The sequence below is a fragment of the Castellaniella sp. MT123 genome, from assembly GCF_039614765.1.
Taxonomy (GTDB): Bacteria; Pseudomonadota; Gammaproteobacteria; order Burkholderiales; family Burkholderiaceae_B; genus Castellaniella.
Map to the genome: position 1 here is coordinate 1295239 of NZ_CP154879.1, position 18993 is coordinate 1314231.

The 18993-nt window shown below is 61.7% G+C and carries 21 protein-coding genes and 2 tRNA genes; 17 read left to right on the forward strand and 6 right to left on the reverse strand.

All coding sequences use genetic code 11. The annotated features are described in order from the left end of the window. Positions 1-93: 93 nt before the first annotated feature. Positions 94-169, forward strand: a tRNA-Asn gene (locus ABCV34_RS05955). Between the two features lie 337 nt (positions 170-506). Continuing rightward, positions 507-638, forward strand: coding sequence for a hypothetical protein (locus tag ABCV34_RS05960; protein WP_345798290.1), 132 nt, complete (start codon positions 507-509; stop codon positions 636-638). 105 nt (positions 639-743) lie between these two features. Here the strand turns inward: ABCV34_RS05960 and ABCV34_RS05965 are convergent, their stop codons facing one another. Both ABCV34_RS05965 and ABCV34_RS05970 read right to left on the reverse strand, forming a co-directional pair. Continuing rightward, positions 744-953: a cold-shock protein gene (locus ABCV34_RS05965; protein ID WP_345798291.1), complete on the reverse strand. Its 210-nt coding sequence runs from the start codon at positions 951-953 to the stop codon at positions 744-746. 334 nt (positions 954-1287) lie between these two features. Continuing rightward, a complete protein-coding gene (locus tag ABCV34_RS05970; RefSeq protein WP_345798292.1) occupies positions 1288-1494 on the reverse strand; it encodes a hypothetical protein in 207 nt (68 codons plus the stop codon). On the opposite strand from ABCV34_RS05970, the gene ABCV34_RS05975 reads away from it, so the two are divergent. The 3 genes from ABCV34_RS05975 to ABCV34_RS05985 are packed head-to-tail and all read left to right on the forward strand — an operon-like array spanning position 1493 to position 3625. Further along, the gene (locus tag ABCV34_RS05975) at positions 1493-2125 is read left to right on the forward strand and encodes an NAD(P)-binding domain-containing protein (protein WP_345798293.1); all 633 of its coding nucleotides are present in this window, start codon (positions 1493-1495) and stop codon (positions 2123-2125) included. The two genes, ABCV34_RS05970 and ABCV34_RS05975, sit on opposite strands and share 2 nt — an antisense overlap. A 16-nt stretch (positions 2126-2141) precedes the next feature. Further along, entirely contained in the window at positions 2142-2945 is an 804-nt protein-coding gene (locus ABCV34_RS05980; RefSeq protein WP_345798294.1) for a class III extradiol ring-cleavage dioxygenase, read from the forward strand. Next, a complete protein-coding gene (locus ABCV34_RS05985; protein ID WP_345798295.1) occupies positions 2942-3625 on the forward strand; it encodes a phospholipase in 684 nt (227 codons plus the stop codon). The genes ABCV34_RS05980 and ABCV34_RS05985 overlap by 4 nt, the downstream gene beginning before the upstream one ends. Positions 3626-3717: 92 nt before the next feature. On the opposite strand, the gene ABCV34_RS05990 is transcribed toward ABCV34_RS05985, so the two are convergent. Continuing rightward, a complete protein-coding gene (locus tag ABCV34_RS05990; protein WP_345798296.1) occupies positions 3718-4536 on the reverse strand; it encodes a universal stress protein in 819 nt (272 codons plus the stop codon). A gap of 320 nt (positions 4537-4856) precedes the next feature. On the opposite strand from ABCV34_RS05990, the gene ABCV34_RS05995 reads away from it, so the two are divergent. Then, the gene (locus ABCV34_RS05995) at positions 4857-5717 is read left to right on the forward strand and encodes a TIGR00730 family Rossman fold protein (RefSeq protein ID WP_345798718.1); all 861 of its coding nucleotides are present in this window, start codon (positions 4857-4859) and stop codon (positions 5715-5717) included. A 31-nt stretch (positions 5718-5748) separates the two neighbouring features. Here ABCV34_RS05995 and ABCV34_RS06000 read toward each other — a convergent pair whose 3' ends face one another. Then, on the reverse strand, positions 5749-7110 hold the full coding sequence (locus tag ABCV34_RS06000) for an MBL fold metallo-hydrolase (RefSeq protein ID WP_345798297.1): 1362 nt from the start codon (positions 7108-7110) through the stop codon (positions 5749-5751). A 3-nt stretch (positions 7111-7113) separates the two neighbouring features. Further along, a complete protein-coding gene (locus tag ABCV34_RS06005) occupies positions 7114-7497 on the reverse strand; it encodes an RNA-binding S4 domain-containing protein (protein WP_345798298.1) in 384 nt (127 codons plus the stop codon). Positions 7498-7927: 430 nt separating this feature from the next. On the opposite strand from ABCV34_RS06005, the gene ABCV34_RS06010 reads away from it, so the two are divergent. From ABCV34_RS06010 to ABCV34_RS06060, 11 genes are all read left to right on the forward strand, one after another. Beyond that, positions 7928-8485 carry a DUF488 domain-containing protein gene (locus ABCV34_RS06010; RefSeq protein ID WP_345798299.1) on the forward strand — a complete coding sequence of 186 codons (558 nt, stop codon included), beginning with the start codon at positions 7928-7930 and terminating at the stop codon, positions 8483-8485. Between the two features lie 258 nt (positions 8486-8743). Continuing rightward, positions 8744-8965: a hypothetical protein gene (locus ABCV34_RS06015; protein WP_345798300.1), complete on the forward strand. Its 222-nt coding sequence runs from the start codon at positions 8744-8746 to the stop codon at positions 8963-8965. A 107-nt stretch (positions 8966-9072) separates the two neighbouring features. Further along, the gene (locus tag ABCV34_RS06020) at positions 9073-10302 is read left to right on the forward strand and encodes a DUF3422 domain-containing protein (protein ID WP_345798301.1); all 1230 of its coding nucleotides are present in this window, start codon (positions 9073-9075) and stop codon (positions 10300-10302) included. A 19-nt stretch (positions 10303-10321) separates the two neighbouring features. Further along, positions 10322-11443 (forward strand): AI-2E family transporter, encoded by a 1122-nt coding sequence (locus ABCV34_RS06025; protein ID WP_345798302.1) that lies wholly within the window; start codon positions 10322-10324, stop codon positions 11441-11443. A 119-nt stretch (positions 11444-11562) separates the two neighbouring features. Next, positions 11563-11638, forward strand: a tRNA-Thr gene (locus ABCV34_RS06030). 138 nt (positions 11639-11776) lie between these two features. After that, entirely contained in the window at positions 11777-12235 is a 459-nt protein-coding gene (locus ABCV34_RS06035; RefSeq protein ID WP_345798303.1) for a DUF2946 domain-containing protein, read from the forward strand. Between the two features lie 86 nt (positions 12236-12321). Next, complete coding sequence (locus ABCV34_RS06040) at positions 12322-14508, forward strand: TonB-dependent receptor (protein WP_345798305.1); 2187 nt, start codon at positions 12322-12324, stop codon at positions 14506-14508. Between the two features lie 26 nt (positions 14509-14534). Beyond that, positions 14535-15773 carry a sialidase family protein gene (locus ABCV34_RS06045; protein ID WP_345798306.1) on the forward strand — a complete coding sequence of 413 codons (1239 nt, stop codon included), beginning with the start codon at positions 14535-14537 and terminating at the stop codon, positions 15771-15773. 2 nt (positions 15774-15775) lie between these two features. Continuing rightward, positions 15776-16252 carry a TlpA disulfide reductase family protein gene (locus tag ABCV34_RS06050; RefSeq protein ID WP_345798307.1) on the forward strand — a complete coding sequence of 159 codons (477 nt, stop codon included), beginning with the start codon at positions 15776-15778 and terminating at the stop codon, positions 16250-16252. 183 nt (positions 16253-16435) lie between these two features. Continuing rightward, positions 16436-16978, forward strand: a complete 543-nt coding sequence (locus tag ABCV34_RS06055; RefSeq protein ID WP_345798308.1) for a cytochrome b — start codon at positions 16436-16438, stop codon at positions 16976-16978. 136 nt (positions 16979-17114) lie between these two features. Next, on the forward strand, positions 17115-17987 hold the full coding sequence (locus tag ABCV34_RS06060) for an MBL fold metallo-hydrolase (RefSeq protein WP_345798309.1): 873 nt from the start codon (positions 17115-17117) through the stop codon (positions 17985-17987). 36 nt (positions 17988-18023) lie between these two features. On the opposite strand, the gene ABCV34_RS06065 is transcribed toward ABCV34_RS06060, so the two are convergent. Next, entirely contained in the window at positions 18024-18926 is a 903-nt protein-coding gene (locus ABCV34_RS06065) for a carbohydrate kinase family protein (RefSeq protein WP_345798310.1), read from the reverse strand. Positions 18927-18993 lie beyond the last annotated feature (67 nt).

Sequence of the window (18993 nt, forward strand, 5' to 3'; positions counted from 1 at the left end):
CGGTGCATGCTCCACAAACCGCGCGGGACGTGACCCGCCCAGGCCATTTGCGGACCCAGAAAAAATTATGCTATAGTTTCGCTTCTTCGCAGTTCCCCGATAGCTCAGTCGGTAGAGCGACGGACTGTTAATCCGCAGGTCCCAGGTTCGAGCCCTGGTCGGGGAGCCACAGAATACCAAGCGTAAATGCTTGAAAAGCTTGAAAAATAACGCCTCTTTCGTAGGGGCGTTATTTTTTTGTCTGGTCAACCCCCCAATTTGGGTGCTTTGATAGTGCAAATGATAGCGCTGCTATCAATGGGCTTGCTGCACCGGCAACGGCACGCACTTTGAAGGTGGGAAGACATGCCTCAACAATTAAAGTCGAGCCCGCGCAGGCAACTGCTCGACCTCCATATACGCCTATGTCACTCAACTTTCAGGGACATAGCCGTGACAACTTGCCATCTCGACCAGCACCACCCGCTAGCATTCGTCGGCCACCCGGGCCAGGCAGGAGGTGCACAATGAGCACACGCCTACCTCAGCCCTTTCGCTACCGTGGTCGCTGGCGCGCCCAGGTCACGCTCAAAAACGGCGAACGCCCCAGCGAGGACTTTGACACGTTCGCACACCTAATGCGACTGATGGGGCGCTGAAGACATGAGCGCTGACAGCCGGGAAAGACCGGCACCCCAAATGCAAAAAAGCCGCCCCAGTCTTACTTGGAACGGCCTTTCTAAGCTAGCTGCTAGCTAGTCGTATCAGATCACCTGGATCTGCATTGCGCAGGGGCCTTTCTGCCCAGCGCCAGTAACAAACGAAACTCGCTGGTTCTCTTCCAGGCTTTTGTGGCCGGAGCCCTGAATTTCGCTGTAGTGCGCGAAGAGATCCTTGCCGCCTGACTCGGGCATGATAAAGCCGAAGCCCTTGTCATTGTTGAACCACTTCACGATACCGATTTCTGTTTTCAATGTATGTCCTAAATATAAAAGGGAAAAATATCCCCACCCAGACTATGGGTGATAGTGCGCTAGATAGCCAGCACTGTTACCAAATAGCACTCCTTTGATAGCGCTCGTGGCCTTCCGGGCGCGCCACATCCTCACCCCTCCGCAGACAGCACCTGACGGGTAAGAATCGTCGGCTTGCCTATCCCCTTTTTCGAGTACGTGCGCCACCCGGTGACTATCCGGGCGTCTCGTGCTGTCTGCCGAGGGCTGAACTCCTGAACCTACCAACACCGGACGGCCATGAACGGACGCGACGGTGCGGGACGACTGGTATTGGGCCGGAACCGCCCGCACATCAATCACCATGGCAGTGCCTGTGTTCACGGTTGAGGTAACCGTCAATAGTCTCTTTAAAAAGAACAATTAATCTATAAAAACGGTATTTATCATCAACATGATATCCAATAAAGTTGATCTCACGCCAGCACTGATTGACCAGCGTGTCGGCAACGGATCTCTGAGCACCCTGTTTCATCCACTCATTGGAAGGATTTTTCATCATGAACATCACACTCATTGGCGCCGGCAACATGGGCGCGGGCTTCGTCAAACAACTGACCCAGGCGGGTCACCAGGTACGGGTCACAGCGCGCCATCTGGAGAAGGCCCAGGCTTTGGCCGATGCCCATGCGGGTGCCACCGCGACGCCGGCGGATCAGGTGCTTGGTGATTCGCAGGTCGTGATCGTCGCCACCGCCTTCGCTGATGCCGTGCCCGCGCTCAAGGCGTTGGGCTCGCTCGACGGCCGCATCGTCATCGACATCACCAACCCGCTGACGGCCGACTTCATGGGTCTGACGCTGGGCCACGAAACCTCGGCCGCCGAAGAGATCGCCAAGGCACTGCCCGGCGTCCCGGTGGTCAAAGCCTTTAACACCCTGCTGGCCCAGGTGCTGGCCGAAGGCCCCACGTTTGCCGGGGGCCAGACCGCGCCTGTTTTCTATGCCGGTGACGATGAACGAGCCAAGCAAACCGTGCGCGCGCTGGCCGAGAGCATGGGCTTCGAGCCGGTGGATGCGGGCGGACTGAAGAACGCGCGCTATCTGGAGCCGCTGGCCGGCCTGAACATCTACTTTGCCTATGGCGCCGGTCATGGCACGCAGATCGCACCGACCTGGATCCGCCGCGCCTGATCACGGAATCACCCACATGCCCCGTTCACCCTCGCTCTTCATTTCCCACGGCTCACCCATGTTTGCGCTGGAACCCGGCATTCTCGGGCCCCGTCTGCGCCAGCTGGGTGCTACGCTTCAGGGCATCGCCGCCATCCTGGTGGTATCGCCCCACTGGCAGACATCAGGCTTGCGTGTGACGGGTGCCGAGCGGCAAACGGCCATTCATGACTTTGGCGGATTCCCGGCACCGTTGTACGCGCTCGAGTATGCGCCACCTGGCGCACCCGCGCTTGCGCAGGGAATCGTCGAGCTGCTCGACCATGCCGGCCTGCCCGCCACCGTGGACGTGTCGCGCGGGCTGGATCACGGCGCCTGGGTGCCCTTGCGTTACCTGAAGCCGGATGCCGATATTCCGGTGATACAGGTCTCCATGCCGCGCGGCATGGATGCTGAAGGTGCATTACGGCTGGGACGGATGCTGGCCCCACTGCGCGACCACAATGTGCTCATTGTGGGATCGGGAAGCCTGACGCACAACCTCTACGAATTTCGCCGCCACATCAAAGACCCCCAGTATGCTCAGGAATTCGCGGACTGGGTGGCATCGGCCCTGGCGCGGCACGACGACGATACGCTGATCGGCTACCGCGCACGCGCACCCCACGCATCGCGGGCTCACCCGACCGAAGAGCACTACCTGCCTCTGTTGGTGGCGCTGGGCACCAGCACATCGAACGAGTCCCGCACCCGCATCGTGGGCGGCATGACCGACGGCGTGTTGTCGATGGACAGCTTTGGCTTCGGCCTGAATCTTGAACAACAGCAGGAGGCTGCATGAACGATAGAACCTGGTCCGCGCTGCGCACCGATCGCACGCTCGCATTCCACACCAGTCACCCCGAGGGTCCAGCGCAGAGGCTGCTGATTCTACTGCATGGTGTCGGAGGCAACGAGACCAACCTCGCACCGCTTGCCGAGGCAATGCCTGCGGACACACTCATTGCCCTGGCCCGAGCGCCCTTGACCCTCGGAGCGGGTCAATATGCCTGGTTCCAGGTGTCCTTTGGACCGCAAGGCCCACGCCCGGATCTGATTGCAGCTGAGAACAGCCGCCAGCAGATCGCCCAGTTCATCGCCGAACTGCAAGACGAGTACACCGTGTCGCCGGCCAGCACCGTGGTGGCCGGTTTCAGCCAGGGCGGAATCATGAGCGCCAGCGTTGGGCTGACCCGCCCCGAACTGGTCGCGGGCTTCGGTATCCTTGCCGGGCGCATTCTCCCCGAGTTGGAGCCGCAACTGGCGGAGCGCGCCGCACTGGCCAGGATTCGGGCATTCATCGGGCATGGCCGAAGCGATACCAAGCTGCCGGTGGATTGGGCACATCGGGCCGACGCCTGGCTCTCGAACCTGGGCATCCCGCACGAAACGCATTTGTACCCAGGAGATCATGGCATCTCGCCGGCCATGTACAAAGACTTCGCGTCCTGGTTCATAGCGCTGACCAGCCAGGAAAAGTGAGAATCTCACGCGCACTCAGGGCTGCTGGGCGAATCCAGCCTCAGCCGCTTCATGCCCAGTTGACGGCCGGGCGTTGCACGGCCGTCAACTGATCAAGGCAAGCGCATCAGGATCGGCACACCGGCCTTGCGCAGACAACCCGCCGTCACACTGCCCAGCAAAGCCGCCTCAAGCGCGTCCTTGCGCCGCGTGACCATCGCCAGGATGACGTCGCCACGGCGAACCACATGATCGGTGATCGCCATCACCGGATCGCCGTGCAACACTTCCCAATCGATGCGCACACCGTGCCGTTTGGCCAGATCCGTTGCCATGGAGTGGACATAGCCGGATTCGAGCGCCGGCATTTCACTGCCGGCCGCCTCGCCGACCTCGGCGGCACTGACGGACTGAACCGCGCTGACGACCTCCAGATCGGCATCGATCCAACGGGCAAACTCGGCCGCGTCACTGGCCATCGCCTCGGGCAGCGAACCGCCATCCAGGGGCAGCACCACACTGCGCAGCTTTACTGGGGCGCGGCCCTGCGTCCTGGCCCCAGTCGGGTGATACACGAGCACCGGACCGCCGACACCGCGCACGACACGTTGCGCCACACTGCCCAACACGAGTTCCATCAGCCCGGAACGCCCGCGCGAAGTCATCGCCAACAGGGTCGAAGGCTGGCGGCCGGCCTCTCTGAGGATCGCCTGGGCCGCATCGCCGGTGTCCACCAGGGACAATCCGTGGGCTCCGTGGGTGGACGCGATCGAGTCGATGTAATCCCTGGCATCCTCCTCGTCGGAGGCCTTGTCGGCGACACGCAACAGCACCAGCTCCGTCCCGTGAACGGCCGCCAGGCCAGCCGCGTAAGGAATGATTTCCTCCGAGAACGGCGAACCATCGAGCGGCACGAGAATACGTTTGTACATAGTCATCACTCCAGAAGGGGTTCTCCAGGGCACTGCTCAGCCTTTCAAGGCGATCTCAGTATAGGGTCCGCCAAACGCAATCGCCATAGGGGACTGCGCACGGATGTTTGCGCAAAAGCAATCTAAGGCAAGAAATATTCGCGGTCCCGGCCGTGCGCAGCCTGGCTGGCCGGTCCGGATTGACGGCCCGTCGCGCGATTAGCATAATCGGCCGAGAGCCCCCTACGAGAGATGGACATGGACAACCGCCCCGCCGCGCTGATCGAAACACCCGGACCATGCAATGTGAACACCCTGTCCAGCGTCATGGCAGGGCCGCGATGACGCTGCCTCCAGACCTCGCCAAACGCCTGCGGGCCATCCAGGAATCCCCCAGCTACCGGTTGGCGCAGGAAGACGTCGAACTGCTCGGGGAAAAAGACCTGCGGCCGCTGCGGCTTCAACTCGAACTGCTCAAACCCGAACGCGTCCTGCTCGAGCAAGGCGTGGGTTCGACGATCGTGGTGTTCGGCAGCGCGCGCGTGACCGATGTCGAGACCGCCCATGCACGGCTTGCCGCACTGCAGAAAACAACCACGGCCTCGGCAGGCGCGGACACACGCCGCGAACTGGCGCTTGCCCGCCGCCGGGTCGAACAGGCTCGCTACTACGAGCAGGCACGCCGCTTCGCCCAACTGATCTCATGCCGCTTCCAGAAGGAGGAACGCTGCGATTTCGTGGTCGTGACCGGAGGTGGACCCGGGATCATGGAAGCCGCCAATCGCGGGGCCTTCGAGGTCGGTGCACGATCGATCGGGTTCAACGTCAACCTGCCTCACGAACAGGAACCCAATCCTTACATCAGCCCGGAACTGGCATTTCGCTGCCATTATTTCGCCTTGCGCAAGATGCACTTCCTGTTGCATGCGCGCGGCCTGGTCGCCTTTCCCGGCGGCTACGGCACATTGGACGAGCTGTTCGAGGTGCTGACCCTGATCCAGACCCGCAAGATGGAGCCGATCCCTGTGGTGCTGGTCGGACGGGATTTCTGGCGCCGGACCATCGACTTCGACTATCTGGTGGACGAGGGCTATATCGCGCCGACCGACGTTGACCTGTTCACCTGCGTCGACGAAGCCGAGGAAATCATGGCCGCGCTGGAACGCTTCCATGCGGGTCGGATACCTGCCGACGTACCATGACGCGTAGCGGGCAGAATTTTTCCGCTGGGAATCACAGCGGACACACCTGATCCTGACGCGGCACGATCGCATCCCAGCCGAGCTCGCGCCGGATCCGCACGCGCAGCGCCTCGGATGCGTCCGGTTCCCCGTGGACGATGAATACCCGGCGCGGCCGCCGCTGAAAGCCGGCCAGCCAGCGCATGAGGTCATTGCTGTCCGCATGCGCCGACAGCGTTGGCAACTCGGTGACCTCGGCGTTCACGGGAATCCATTGACCATGAATGCGCGTCTCGCGGGCACCACCGACGAGCAATTTGCGGCCGCGCGTGCCAGCCGCCTGGAAGCCGGAAAACAACAGCGTGTTGCGATGATCGGGCGCGAACGCCGCGATATGGTGCAGCACTCGCCCACCGGTCGCCATGCCGCTGGCGGAAATGATCACTTTGGGGTACGGATTGGCCGACAGCGCCTTGGATTCCTGGACATCGCGGACGCAGTGCACCGCGTCGCAGGCCGCCTCATAATCGTGAGGCGGCAGCCGATGGTCGTCCGGGTAGGCGCGCATCAGGTCGCTGGCGCTGGTCGCCATCGGGCTGTCCAGGTAGATCGGCACGTTGCGCAGCCGGCCGGCGCGGCGCAGCAGCCACATTCCGTAGATCAGCAATTGGGCACGCCCGACCGCGAAAGCGGGCACCACCACCGTGCCCCCACGCTTTACCGTGCGCTCGATCACCTCACCCAACGCCTGCATGGGATCGCCGGGCTCATGCAGACGATCGCCATAGGTGGACTCGATCACCACATAATCCGCGTCGGGCACAGGATCCGGATCATGCATCACGAGGTCGTTGTAGCGGCCCAGGTCGCCCGAAAATGCGATGCGTACGCCACCGATATCCACCTGGGCGGTCGTCGCCCCCAGGATATGGCCCGCACGACGCAGCAGCAACGATGCCTCGCCCGGCAGCGCCTGCTGGTGATACAGCGGCACAGAGTGGAACAACCTGATCGCGCGCTCGGCATCGGCCGACCCATACAGCGGCAACGCCGGCTCGTGTTTGCTGAAGCCCTTGCGGTTGGCGAAGTCGGCATCCTTTTCCTGCAAAAAGGCGCTGTCGCGCAATATCAGGGCGGCAACGTCCCGGGTAGCCGCCGTGGCATGGATCCGGCCACGAAAGCCATCACGCGCCAGGCGCGGCAGGTATCCGCAATGGTCCAGGTGCGCGTGCGTCAGCACCACCGCGTCGACCGACTGCGGCTCGACGGGCAGACGCTGCCAATTCAGTTCGCGCAGGTTTGCCAGGCCCTGAAACAGGCCGCAGTCGACCATGATGCGAGTATCGCCATGAGTCAGCAGGTGCTTCGAGCCCGTGACAGTGCCTGCGGCACCCAAAAAGGTCAAAGATGGCATGGCCTACCGCCCCCGAATCTGATCGATCAGCCGCCGGTCGCGCTTGGTCGGCCGGCCGGCAGCCAGATCCAGCGCCGGTTCCGGCGCCAGGCGGCGCTGCTCGGCAGCCCGCGCACGCGCCGCCGTGCTGTCGGCCGTTTCCTGATACAACAGGGCTGCCTGGGGCGCGGGGCCACGCGCGCCGCTAAGCGCCCGTACCTCGACCTCGATGTCGAAACCGGGTTTGCGCACCCGGATCCGGTCACCCACACCGACTTCGCGCGCCGGTTTGGCGACGAGCTGCTCGTTGATCTGAACACGCCCCGCCGCGACTTCATGCGCAGCCAGACTGCGGGTCTTGTAAAAACGCGCGGCCCATAGCCATTTGTCGAGTCGAAGCTTGTCCATCCAGTCATTTCCTCAGTGATGCTGCCAGAACGTCCCGTGCACATAGGTCGGCGTTTCCGCGTAGGGGGCCGGCGGTTGCCACAGCACGGCCACATACCAGGTCGACCACGCCACAATGATAAGCGACAACACCCAAAGCCACACCGGAATGGGTGATGGGGATTCGGCGCGGCGCGTGCCCGAACTCTTGGCAGCGATGCACAGGGCCAGCCCGATCATCGCCGGGCTGGCCCAGGCGTAAAAAGTGTCATTCGTGTGGATCGGTCGAAGACGCCCAAGTCAGTTCCGCATCGGCCTGTTCCTGTCCCGCGGGTCGTGAAACGATTGCGACATTGTCCATGTCCCACCTCCTTCACTTCCCCCTGCGGTCAGCGTACGCTGGAATGGTGTCGTACTCCTGAATCCCAGCACTGCGAACGTAGTCAAGATCATGCCCAGCCTGCCCACTCTCTACACCATTGGCCATTCCACCCACAATCTGGCCACCTTCGCCGGACTACTGACCGGGGCGGGCATCGAGCTGCTGGCGGACATCCGCACCGTGCCACGCTCGCGAACCAATCCGCAGTTCAACCGGGACACGCTGCCAGAGGCATTGGCGGCATTCGGGATCGCCTACGAACACATGGCCGCCCTGGGCGGGCTGCGCGGCAAGTCCAAGACCGTGGCGCCGGGCGTCAACGGTTTCTGGGAGAACGACAGCTTCCACCATTACGCCGACTATGCGCTATCGGACGATTTCCGCCAGGGGCTGGAAGCGCTGATCGCCCAGGCGCGGGCCCGACGCTGCGCTGTCATGTGCTCCGAGGCTGTCTGGTGGCGCTGTCACCGGCGCATCGTCGCCGATCATCTGATCGCGCGCGGCATCCCCGTGTTCCACATCATGGGGCCCGGGCACATCGACGCGGCCAGCCTGACGCATGGGGCAGTCATCCGGCCCGACGGCACCGTGGTCTACCCGCCCGCTGGTTCGCAGGCGCCGGGCTGACCTGCCCAGCGCGACACCACGGATCGATGCCATCGACAAAACCACCCCTCTCGCTGTCCCCGAAACGCCAGCCACTGCGCCAGCTTCCATGGGCCTGGCACCGCTCGCTTTCAGGCCCTGCGTTCAGTCAGCCGTCAACGTCGTAAATGTTGGTATCCATGGAGAACCATTCCACGCCGCCATGATCTGAGCATCAGGTGGATCACAAACCACTCGTTGGGATGCAAGTGTGCCCCGACATTCTCTGGAGTTCTTGTCATGACGACACGTTCCCGCATTGCCTATCTGGCGGCCTGCTCTGTGGCCGCTTTCGGCCTCGCCACGGCCTCGCCTGCCTTCGCCGCCAGCACGGCAGGCACCCCCGCCCAGACCACGGCCCAGGCGAGCGCGAAACCCGCCCCGGCCCACAAGGCCAAGGTGCACAAGGCGAAGAAAGCGCGCCATCCGGCCGCCAAGAAACACACAGCAGTGAAGAAATAAGTCCTTGCCGTGGTCATGCCAAACGCCGCAGCTTCACGCTGCGGCGTTTTTTTCATGGTTTTTCGATACACTGAACCTTCTTCGACACGATCCCCCGCCGCCCCCGCATGCACCTGCGCCGCAATGCCCTGCACAATGAGCTGCACGCCCGTCCGTCGATGTATTTCGACGCACCCGCGCAGGTCTTTCACTTGGCTTTTCTGGATGAAGACGATGCGGCGCAATCCATCATCCGGACTTTGTGCGACCGGCATGTCGCACTGGCCGACCCCACGCTGCCCCAGGGCGAATTCCCGATCGGCGATGCTCGCCTGAAGTGGGAACGGCACACGGAATTCCTGACCCTGACGCTGGTGACCCCCGGCACCCAAGCAAGCCCCTGGTCCGCCCTGCCAGCTGTGCTGGCCGAGGTCGCCGAGGCGCATAGCAGCCTGCTGATCAATGCCGATCAAATCTGTGTGGAATCCGAGGACTCTTGGCGTGGCGACCTGGCGCAGTACGGCTTTCACGACCCGCTGGGTTCCAATCTGGACGACGGCAAGGCTACCGTCTGGAGCGACCTGCGACTGAACGGCAACGGTCTGAACCGCATGCTGGTGCTTAACCGCCAGTTCGACGGACGGCGCCTGGGCCGGATGGTCCGCCGGCTGCTGGAGGTCGAGACCTACAGACTGATGGCATCGCTGACGCTGCCGGTGGCCCGGTCCCTGAGTGGCGAACTGCGCCAGTATGAAACCGAACTGGTCGCCCTGTCCGATGACAACGCGCATACCGGTGCGGAAGACATCCGGGCGCTGCTCAAACGCATCACCCGCCTGTCGGCCCGCGTCACGCAGACCCAGGCCCGCACCCGGCTGCGCTTCAGCGCCACCGAGGCCTACGCCCAGCTGGTCTTCGAACGGATCGCCGAGCTGCACGAAAGCCGCACCGGCGACTGCCAGAAACTGGGCACCTTCATCGAACAGCGTTTCCGACCGACGGTGCGCTACTGCGAATCCACCGACCAGCGCCTGACTCGCCTGGGTAGTGCAGTGGCGGATCTGGGAAACCTGCTTCAGGCTCGCGTGCAGGTGGACATGGAAGAACAGAACAGCCAGATCCTGCAAAGCCTGAGCACCCGCGCCGATACCCAGATCAAGATCCAGAAAGCGGTCGAAGGCCTGTCCATCATCGCCATCAGCTACTATCTGCTCAGCCTCTTCAAGCTCCTCTATCAGGGGCTCCTGACGGTGGGGTTCGATCTGTCACCGCGCGCCGCCCTGCTCGCCGGCATGCCGCTGGCCGTGATCATCATCGGCGCCATCGCCTACCAGATCCGCAACGCCCGACGGCACTGACGCTCCATACGATACCCGCATGAATACGACGACCCTACACTTTCGCAGCTTCCTGCTCCTGCTGACCGCCGTCTCGTTCGCGTTCCTGAGCATCCTGCTGCCGTTCTACGCCGCGATTTTCTGGGGCAGCGTGCTGGCCCTGATCTTCAGCCCCCTGCATCGGCGTCTGCTGCGTCTTCTGGGGGGACAGCGGCCCGGACTGGCCGCATTCCTGACCTTACTGTGCATCACCCTGATCGTGATCCTGCCCCTGCTGTTCATCGCGGGGGCCCTCGCCAACGAAGTCGCAGGCCTGTACACCCGCATCAACACCGGCCAGCTGAATCTCGGCCAATATTACGAGCAGATCGTCGCCGCCCTGCCGCCATGGGTGCATGGCTGGCTGAATTCGTTCGGAGTGGGCGATCTGCTGAGCATCCGCGAAAAGCTGTCGACCGGCGCCCTGCAGGGCAGCCAGTTCCTGGCCAAACAAGCCGTCAGCATCGGCCAGAACACCTTCCAGTTCGTCGTCGGCCTGGGCGTGATGCTGTATCTGCTGTTCTTCCTGCTGCGCGACAGCACCGAGATGATCCCCACGCTCAAGCGCCTGATCCCGCTCCAGGACGAGCACCGGCACAAGCTTTTCCAAAAGCTCGCAACCGTGGTCCGGGCGACGGTGAAGGGCAACATCATGATCGCGGCCACCCAGGGTCTGCTGGGCGGGCTGATGTTCGCCTTCCTGGGAATCCAGGGCGCGCTGTTCTGGGGCGTGCTGATGGCTTTTCTGTCCCTGCTGCCGGCCATCGGCGCCTCGCTGATCTGGGCGCCGGTCGCGGTGTATTTTCTGGTCACTGGCGCGTGGTGGCAGGGCATTACCCTGACCCTGTTCGGGGTTCTGGTGATCGGCTTGATCGACAATCTGCTGCGGCCGATCCTGGTGGGCAAGGACACCAAACTGCCCGACTACGTCGTGCTGATCTCGACGCTTGGCGGCCTGTCGGTCTTCGGCCTGAATGGCTTCGTGATCGGCCCGCTGTTCGCCGCCCTGTTCATGTCCTGCTGGGATCTGTTCCCCGACGCGGTCGCCATGATCCAGAATGCCCGCCGCCAGGATGATGCATTGGACAGCGCCACCGAGAAGCCGGACAACGGCAACCCGTAAGACGAGGCGTGGTTCATCGCCCCTGTTCCTGTGTAGGTTCCAGAAAATTCATGTACAATGCCTGGCTTTGGTGGAGGTCGCCCTTCACCTGAAGTGGCAGGTTATCAGAACCTGCCATGGCCGGCTTAGCTCAGTTGGTAGAGCAGCTCATTCGTAATGAGAAGGTCGGGGGTTCGACTCCTCTAGCCGGCACCATATCCCCTTAAAAATAAAGAAATATTTCGATTGGCACAATCGTTGCCACATCGTTTTTTTATTTATCTGTACCTTATTTCACGTCAATGCGACCGCTCTTGAAACATGGTTTAATTCGGCGACCTTAGCGAAAAGCCCATGGACAGAATTGGGCTGAAGCAAAAACTGGGGCTTCATCGGCGTGAATTCATGGTGATTTCGGTCTGCGGAAAACGCGTTTCGGCGTGGCTTGGCATCATCGCCATGCTGCTGCTCGTCTGTGCGCCAACGGTCAGTCACTTCATGCATGCGACGCGCAGCATGACCTTGCCACTTTGCACGGTGGCACAGTTTGGGCATTCGTCTGCCGCTATCACCGTCTCAGTGAGCAATGCTCACGACACCGATCACGGCGCGGACTCTCATCTCCTTGATGACTGCGGCTATTGTCATTTACTACAGCACGACGCCGTCTTGCCGTCCGTGTCTGCGGGGTCGCCACCCGTCTTGTGGCTTTTCATCCTGGCCTTGGTGCTGTTGCCGGCGCGGTGTTTCACGCCGATCGGCGCCTTTCCTGCGGGCCGACCTAGAGCACCTCCCGTTTTTTCTCATTCGTAAGCCTATCCGGTTGACATGCTGACGCCTACATCGCGGCGACAGCACACGTTCGTACAACACGAATCTGAACGACTTGAGAATTTGAAATGACGAGACTTGCACTTGCCACGCTCGTGGCGCTGATCTTTCCTGCCCAAATGGCATTCGCTGACAGTGCGGCGAATGCTCCCGCCGAGCTTGCACCGATTGTGGTCAGTGCCAGTCGGGATGCTGCCACCCTGGAGGAGATTCCACAGAGCACAACGATCATTACGCGGCAGCAGATCGACGAGAGCCCCGCCCAATCCCTTGACCAATTGCTGCGCAATGTGGCGGGATTCAATCTGAGCAGCGTCCCAGCAACATCCAAGGATCCCACTGGGCAATCATTGGGCATGCGCGGTCTCGGGAATGTCTCCGTACTCGTGCTGCTCGATGGCATACCGATCATGGATCCGTTTTATGGCACCGTGCAGTGGTACAAGGTGCCGCTGGCCAATATCGATCACGTGGAGGTGGTGCGCGGAGGTTCCGTCGTATGGGGCAATATGGCTGTTGGTGGGGTGGTCAATATCATCAGCCGTCAGCTGACAGACAACCAGACTGCCTTCTCAACCCATTACGGCAGCTTTGGGACCAAGGATGTGGCGTTTAGCCAGAACATCAAGGTCAACGATGGCCTGGGACTGAATCTGTCGGTCAATCGGACCGATGTTCGTGGCTACCCCTTGACGCCTGCCGCATATCGCTGGCGTTTTCCAGGCCGGGATTCAGTGTGGACACGCGAAACCAATGTCCAGTTGAGCGCCAGGTTCAACCCTGCATCCGATCTGCAGGGATATGTGCGTCTGGGCTATCACATCAACGATGAGAAAACTGGCTACGAGTATGGCCGCGCCAAGCAGACCACCCCGGATTTTGCGGCCAGCCTCACCAAGACGCTGGACAAAAAGAGTTCAGTGACCGCATCCGCCTGGGGACAGCGGGTGGCGTTTGACAAGTACAACGGCGCGAGTTGCTATTGGAAACCGACTGGCAAGTGCTTGTCCATGCCGCCCTCGATGCAGGAACTCCCGACGGCGCAGGCGAATGACCGCGTGGATCAGTACTACTCTCAGTACGGCGATCAGAGCTACAACGAAACCGGTTTTTCGACGATTTATTCAAGGGAGATCGGCAACATCTGGCAGGACATCCAGCTGGGCGTCGATTACCGCCGTCTCGGTGCTTCCGATAGCGAATGGATCTACAACGCACCCACCGTGTTCGGTACACCGACCGGCACATTGGCCTCGACAGTCGAAGGCAATGGAACACAGACGTACAGCGGGGTCTTCGTGCAGACGCGGATTGCACCGGTGGACTCGCTCTTGATCACGTTGGCCGCCCGGGGGGACCGCTTCTCCAGCGATATTTCCTCCACCCAAGGTGACAACCCGGAATTAACGGGTGGCACCACAAAGACGCGGCTAGACCCAAGCGTTTCGATGCGCTATTTCGCCAGCGATGACCTGTCGTTGCGCGCATCGATCAATCGGACATTTCGTGGCCCGGGTCTGAACAATACCTTGCGATCCTATGGCAGCCCCAGTTCGACGCCGTCCATTGCAAATCCATCGCTTGTTCCTCAGGACATGCTGGCACGCGAAATCGGCCTGGACTATAAACACGGCGATCTGCAGCTGAGCGCCACCTATTTTTACTATTCGATCCACAACGCGATCCTGTCGACCTCCGGCTCTATTGCGGATGCGCCATCGGAATATCAGCGGGCCTTATGTGCTCATTTCCTGGCGGGTTCTTCGAACACCAATTGCAGTTTCTACAGCAATGCCGGCGATCAAAGATCCCAGGGGATGGAATTGATCGGATCCTATCAAGTGTCGCCACAGCTCCGCATCAACGGGTCCTTGACCTACACCGATGCGGTGCTCACCAGCACAACCACGAACACCCCCGTCGATGTGCAAATTGCGGGCATCCCAAAGTGGACAGGCAATTTCGGTGTCAGCTGGAGTCTGACCGAAAAGCTCCAGGTGGCTGCTCAAGGGCGTTACATCGGCCGGATGAACTACTACAGCTCGAGCACTTTGGGCACGTACTCTCAAGGCTCGAATACCGTCTTCGATGTCAATCTGCGTTATCACCTCACGCCTGCCGTCGATTTGACGCTGGCGGTCAATAACGTGTTCGACCGTACCTACACCGACAGCACATGGACCTATAACCAGCCGTATACACAGACGTTGGCCCCGCCTCGCATGGCCTATGTCGGCATTCAAGCGTCGTTCTGAGTTCAGACATCCAGATAGAGGACATCATGTTGATCGCAAAAATCCGCCGCCGCATCAGCGTTGCTATTGGGTTTTCGGTGGTATCGGCGCTACTGCTTCCAGTTCCTCAAAGTATGGCCCAGTCCATGTCCGGAATGCATATGCAGCCGCGCAAGGCAGCGCAACCCTGCAAATCGTCGCAGCCATTAGGGTGTGCCGATAGAGCATCGGGAGCATTCTCGCCGGACGGCACACTATTGTTGGCCTGGACCCAAGACAAGAAGGTCTATTTCGCCCGCTCCAAGGATAAAGGCCAAAGCTGGACGCTGCCCTTGATGATCGGTGACGCCAGAGAAGGGTTCGACGGTGGCGGTGATGCCCGACCGCAACTGGCCGCTAACGCCAAAGGCAGCGTGCTGATTGCCTATGACACGTTCAAGGATCAGAACTGGAATGCGGAAATCTGGCTCGCCAGCTCTGTCGATGGGGGCACGCATTTTGACACGCCAAGGGTCTTCGAGCCCGAAAGCGTGAGTCAACGGCTTCCGGTGTTGAGCATGACACCGGCAGGCAGAATACTGATGCTTTGGCAGGACAAGCGCCTGAGCGGGCCTCAAAAGCGACCGGGGGCCTCGCTTGCGTACGCCTGGTCAATGGACGGTGGCCGGACATTCTCACCGTCTGCGATTGCGGCAGAGGTCAGCTGCGAGTGCTGCCGCATCGGCGTGACAAATTCAAGCAGTGGGGAACCTGTCGCTGCATTCCGGACGATTTTTCCGGAACAGGTGCGCGATCACGCGCTGCTGCAATTTTCGCCTTCCGGGTCGCCTCGCGCTCCGCTTCGGGTTGCCACCGACAATTGGAAAACAAACGCCTGCCCACATCACGGACCGTCCGTTTCAGTTTCCAACGACGGGACGACACACATGGTCTGGTACACCCAAGGCCAAGCTCGCCAAGGGCTGTTTTATGCCAGACTGGGCCATGGCGAGCAGGCGTTCAGTGAGCCGCAGCGCTTGGGTGGCGTCGACGATGCCTCGTCGCATCCGTACGTACTTGTGCAAGGGCAGCAGGTATGGCGGGTGTGGAAGGCATTTGACGGGCAAGCTTCACACGTGATGCTCCAGCAATCAGGCAACGATGGTCGTGATTGGAGTGCACCGAAGGTAATCAGCAGCTCGACGGGCGGTTCGGATCATCCACTGCTGCTTGGCTATCAAGATCATGCATACCTGTCATGGCTCAGCAGCCAACATGGCTATCAACTGATCGATTTGAAGGAATGATCATGAAACTCAATCGAATGCTGCTGGTTGTCGCCGGCCTGGCCGTGTGCCGACTTGCCGGCGCAGCCGGCTTGCAGTGGTACGAGGCGGGAGACTGGGCCACCTTGCGTGGCCAGCACGCTTCCGCACCCTGGGTTGTCCATTTCTGGGGCATGAGCTGCAGCCCATGCCGGCAGGAGCTTCCGGCGTGGAGCCGGTTCATCCGTGATCATCCGGATGCCAGAGTCACCTTCATTGAAGTTGAACAAGCCGATCCGTCCGCGGTGCAGGCCGTACTTGAAAAAGCAGGCCTTGCCGAGAGTGATCAACGGCTCAGCTCGGATGGTTTCGATGTTGCCGAGCGTTACGCAATCGACCGGCGTTGGCACGGAGAAACGCCCATGACTCTCTTGATCTCCCCGGACGGCCAAGCACAAAAAGTCACCGGCACCATGGACTTTGATCGACTGACTGCATGGACGGGTCTGGACAGGCCATAGGATTGGAGTTGGGAAAACTTTAAAGAAGCCGGCCGGCGGCAAGAACTCCCAGGACGACCGCTGACATTTCCGAGTACGGGGCATAATATGCCCCGCTTTTCAACAGACCTTCGCCATGTTCATCCGGCGTTCATCCCGGCAAGCCTACTATGATCCGGTCCGCTGCCAAGGAAACTCCCGACCATGCAATCCCCTCAAAATCATTACAACCGCCTGTCGATCTCCCTGCATTGGCTGACGCTGGCGCTGCTGATCGCCGTCTATGCGCTGATCGAACTGCGCGACCTCGCCCCCAAGGGCAGCGCACTGCGCGACGGTATCCAGATGTGGCACGAGACGCTGGGGTTGACCGTGTTCTGCCTGTTCTTTTTCAGGCTGGCGGTGCGCAGGACGTTCGGTATCCCGCCCATCACGCCCCAGCCGCCGGCCTGGCAGCATACGGCTGCCCGCGCCATGCACTGGGCACTGTACCTGTTCCTGATCCTGACCCCCGTGCTGGGCTGGATCACGCTCAGTGCCCAGGGCAAAGTCGTGCCGTTTTTCGGCTACGAATGGCCCGCCCTGATGGGCCCCGACAAGGCCTGGGGTCACGACCTGAAGGAAATCCACGAAACCATCGGCAATCTGGGCTACTACCTGATCGGCCTGCACGCACTGGCGGCGTTGTATCACCATTACATCGTGGGCGACAACACCCTGCAAAGGATGCTTCCCAAGGTGCGCTGACCCCAGGATCACGCCTCATTCCGCCGGCCCGCTACCGGTGGAACATATTACAAAAGGTCGATCGATACATTATATTTGGCGTACTGAGGCTGGAAATCCGAACCGGGTGCCCGGGCCCTAGACGGAGAGAGCCGCCATGTCCATTCGGATCCAGCCGTTCCACGACACCGCCACCGGTACAGTCAGCTACGCGCTGTCCGATCCGGCCAGCGGGATGGCCGCGGTCATCGACCCCGTGCTGGACTACGACGCCAGCTCCGGGCGCACCCGAACCACGGCCGCCGACCGCATCCTGACGTACATTCACGACCGGCAACTGACCGTGCAATGGATCCTGGAAACCCATGCCCACGCCGACCATCTGTCAGCAGCAGCCCACATCCGCCAGCATGCGGGGGGCAGAATCGCGATCGGCGAGCACATCCGCCAAGTGCAGGACGTATTCAAAAAACTCTACAACCTGGGGGCGGAATTCCTGGCCGACGGCAGCCAGTTCGACCACCTGTTCACCGATGGTGAAACGTTTCTGATCGGATCCCTGACAGCTACGGCGATGCTCGTGCCAGGCCATACGCCCGCCGACATGGCCTATCGGGTGGAGGACGCCGTATTCACCGGCGATACCCTGTTCATGCCCGACCTGGGCACGGCCCGCACCGATTTCCCGGGGGGCGATGCCCGGATCCTGTATCGGTCGATCCAGCGGATCCTGGCGCTGCCGGATGCGACCCGTCTGTTCGTCTGCCACGACTACCCACCGGACTCGCGCCCCGTCGCCTGGGAAAGCAGCGTAGCCGAGCAAAAATTCCGCAACATCCATGTGCGCGACGGCGTCACGGAACACGAATTCGTTGCGCTGCGCCAGACGCGGGACGCCACCCTGGCTGCGCCCACGCTGATCCTGCCCGCGCTGCAGGTCAACATCCGCGCCGGGCAACTGCCGCGCCCAGAGGCCAACGGCGTCTCTTATCTGAAGATCCCGCTCAATGTCCTGGGCTCGAATGCCTGATCATGGCCATACGCACCAGGCCCATCAAAGCCCGAATCACGCGCGTAACGGCCCGGCCTGATTGGCGGGGATCACCTGGATGATCCGGGCCGCGCTGTCGGTGGCCGCCGCCAGCGCGGCCTGCGGCGCGGCGCCATCGGCCCAGGCATGCACGAAGGCCGAAGCAAAGGCATCGCCCGCGCCGATGGTGGACACTGCCGGCACCATTCGAGCCGGGTGAAAATGCCCGTCGGCGCCGTCGTAAAACAAGGCTCCGCCAGATCCCAGCGTCACCAGGACGGCCTGCCCGGGCCGGTGGATCAGCCGCTGGGCCAGGCTTCGTGCCACTTCGGGCGACGGCGCGTCGGTGTTCAGGGATTCGTCGCCGCACAGTTTCGCCGCCTCGCGCGCGTTGACACACAGCAGGTCGGCCTGATCCCACAGGCCATGCAGGGCTGCGGGATCGGACAGCTGCCGCGCTCCCGGCGTGACGACCAGGCGGAATGGCCAAGGCGCCGACAGGTCCGCCAGCGCGGCCTGCAGCCAGGATTGGGACTCCAGCGACAGCCCGGTCACGTAGACGACATCCGCTTGCCGCAGATCGGGGAAGCCGTGCTCTCCGACCCAGGCGCTCGCGCCCCGCTGCGCATAGGCCCGCGCGGCACCCGAATCGTCCACCATGACGACCGCCTTGCCGGTCGGCAGGACATGGTCCGGCATGGCGGCCCGGATCCCGTGTCGCTGCAGTAGATCGCGCAGCAGGCCGCCCTCCAGATCCCGCCCCACACAGGCGTACACGCTCGTGCGCGCACCGCGCGCCGCGACATTCAGCGCCGCATTCACGGCGCCACCGCCGGCATACAGGCCAATGTGCTCGACATCCTGCTTGGCTCCGCTCATGGGTCGGACACGGGAGACGACAATATCGACGATAGCGGCGCCGATGGTGGTGAATTGCATGGCGAGAGGGACTCCGGATGGCGGGACGCGACAAGACTAACCGGGCCCCCGTTCAATTGCAACAACA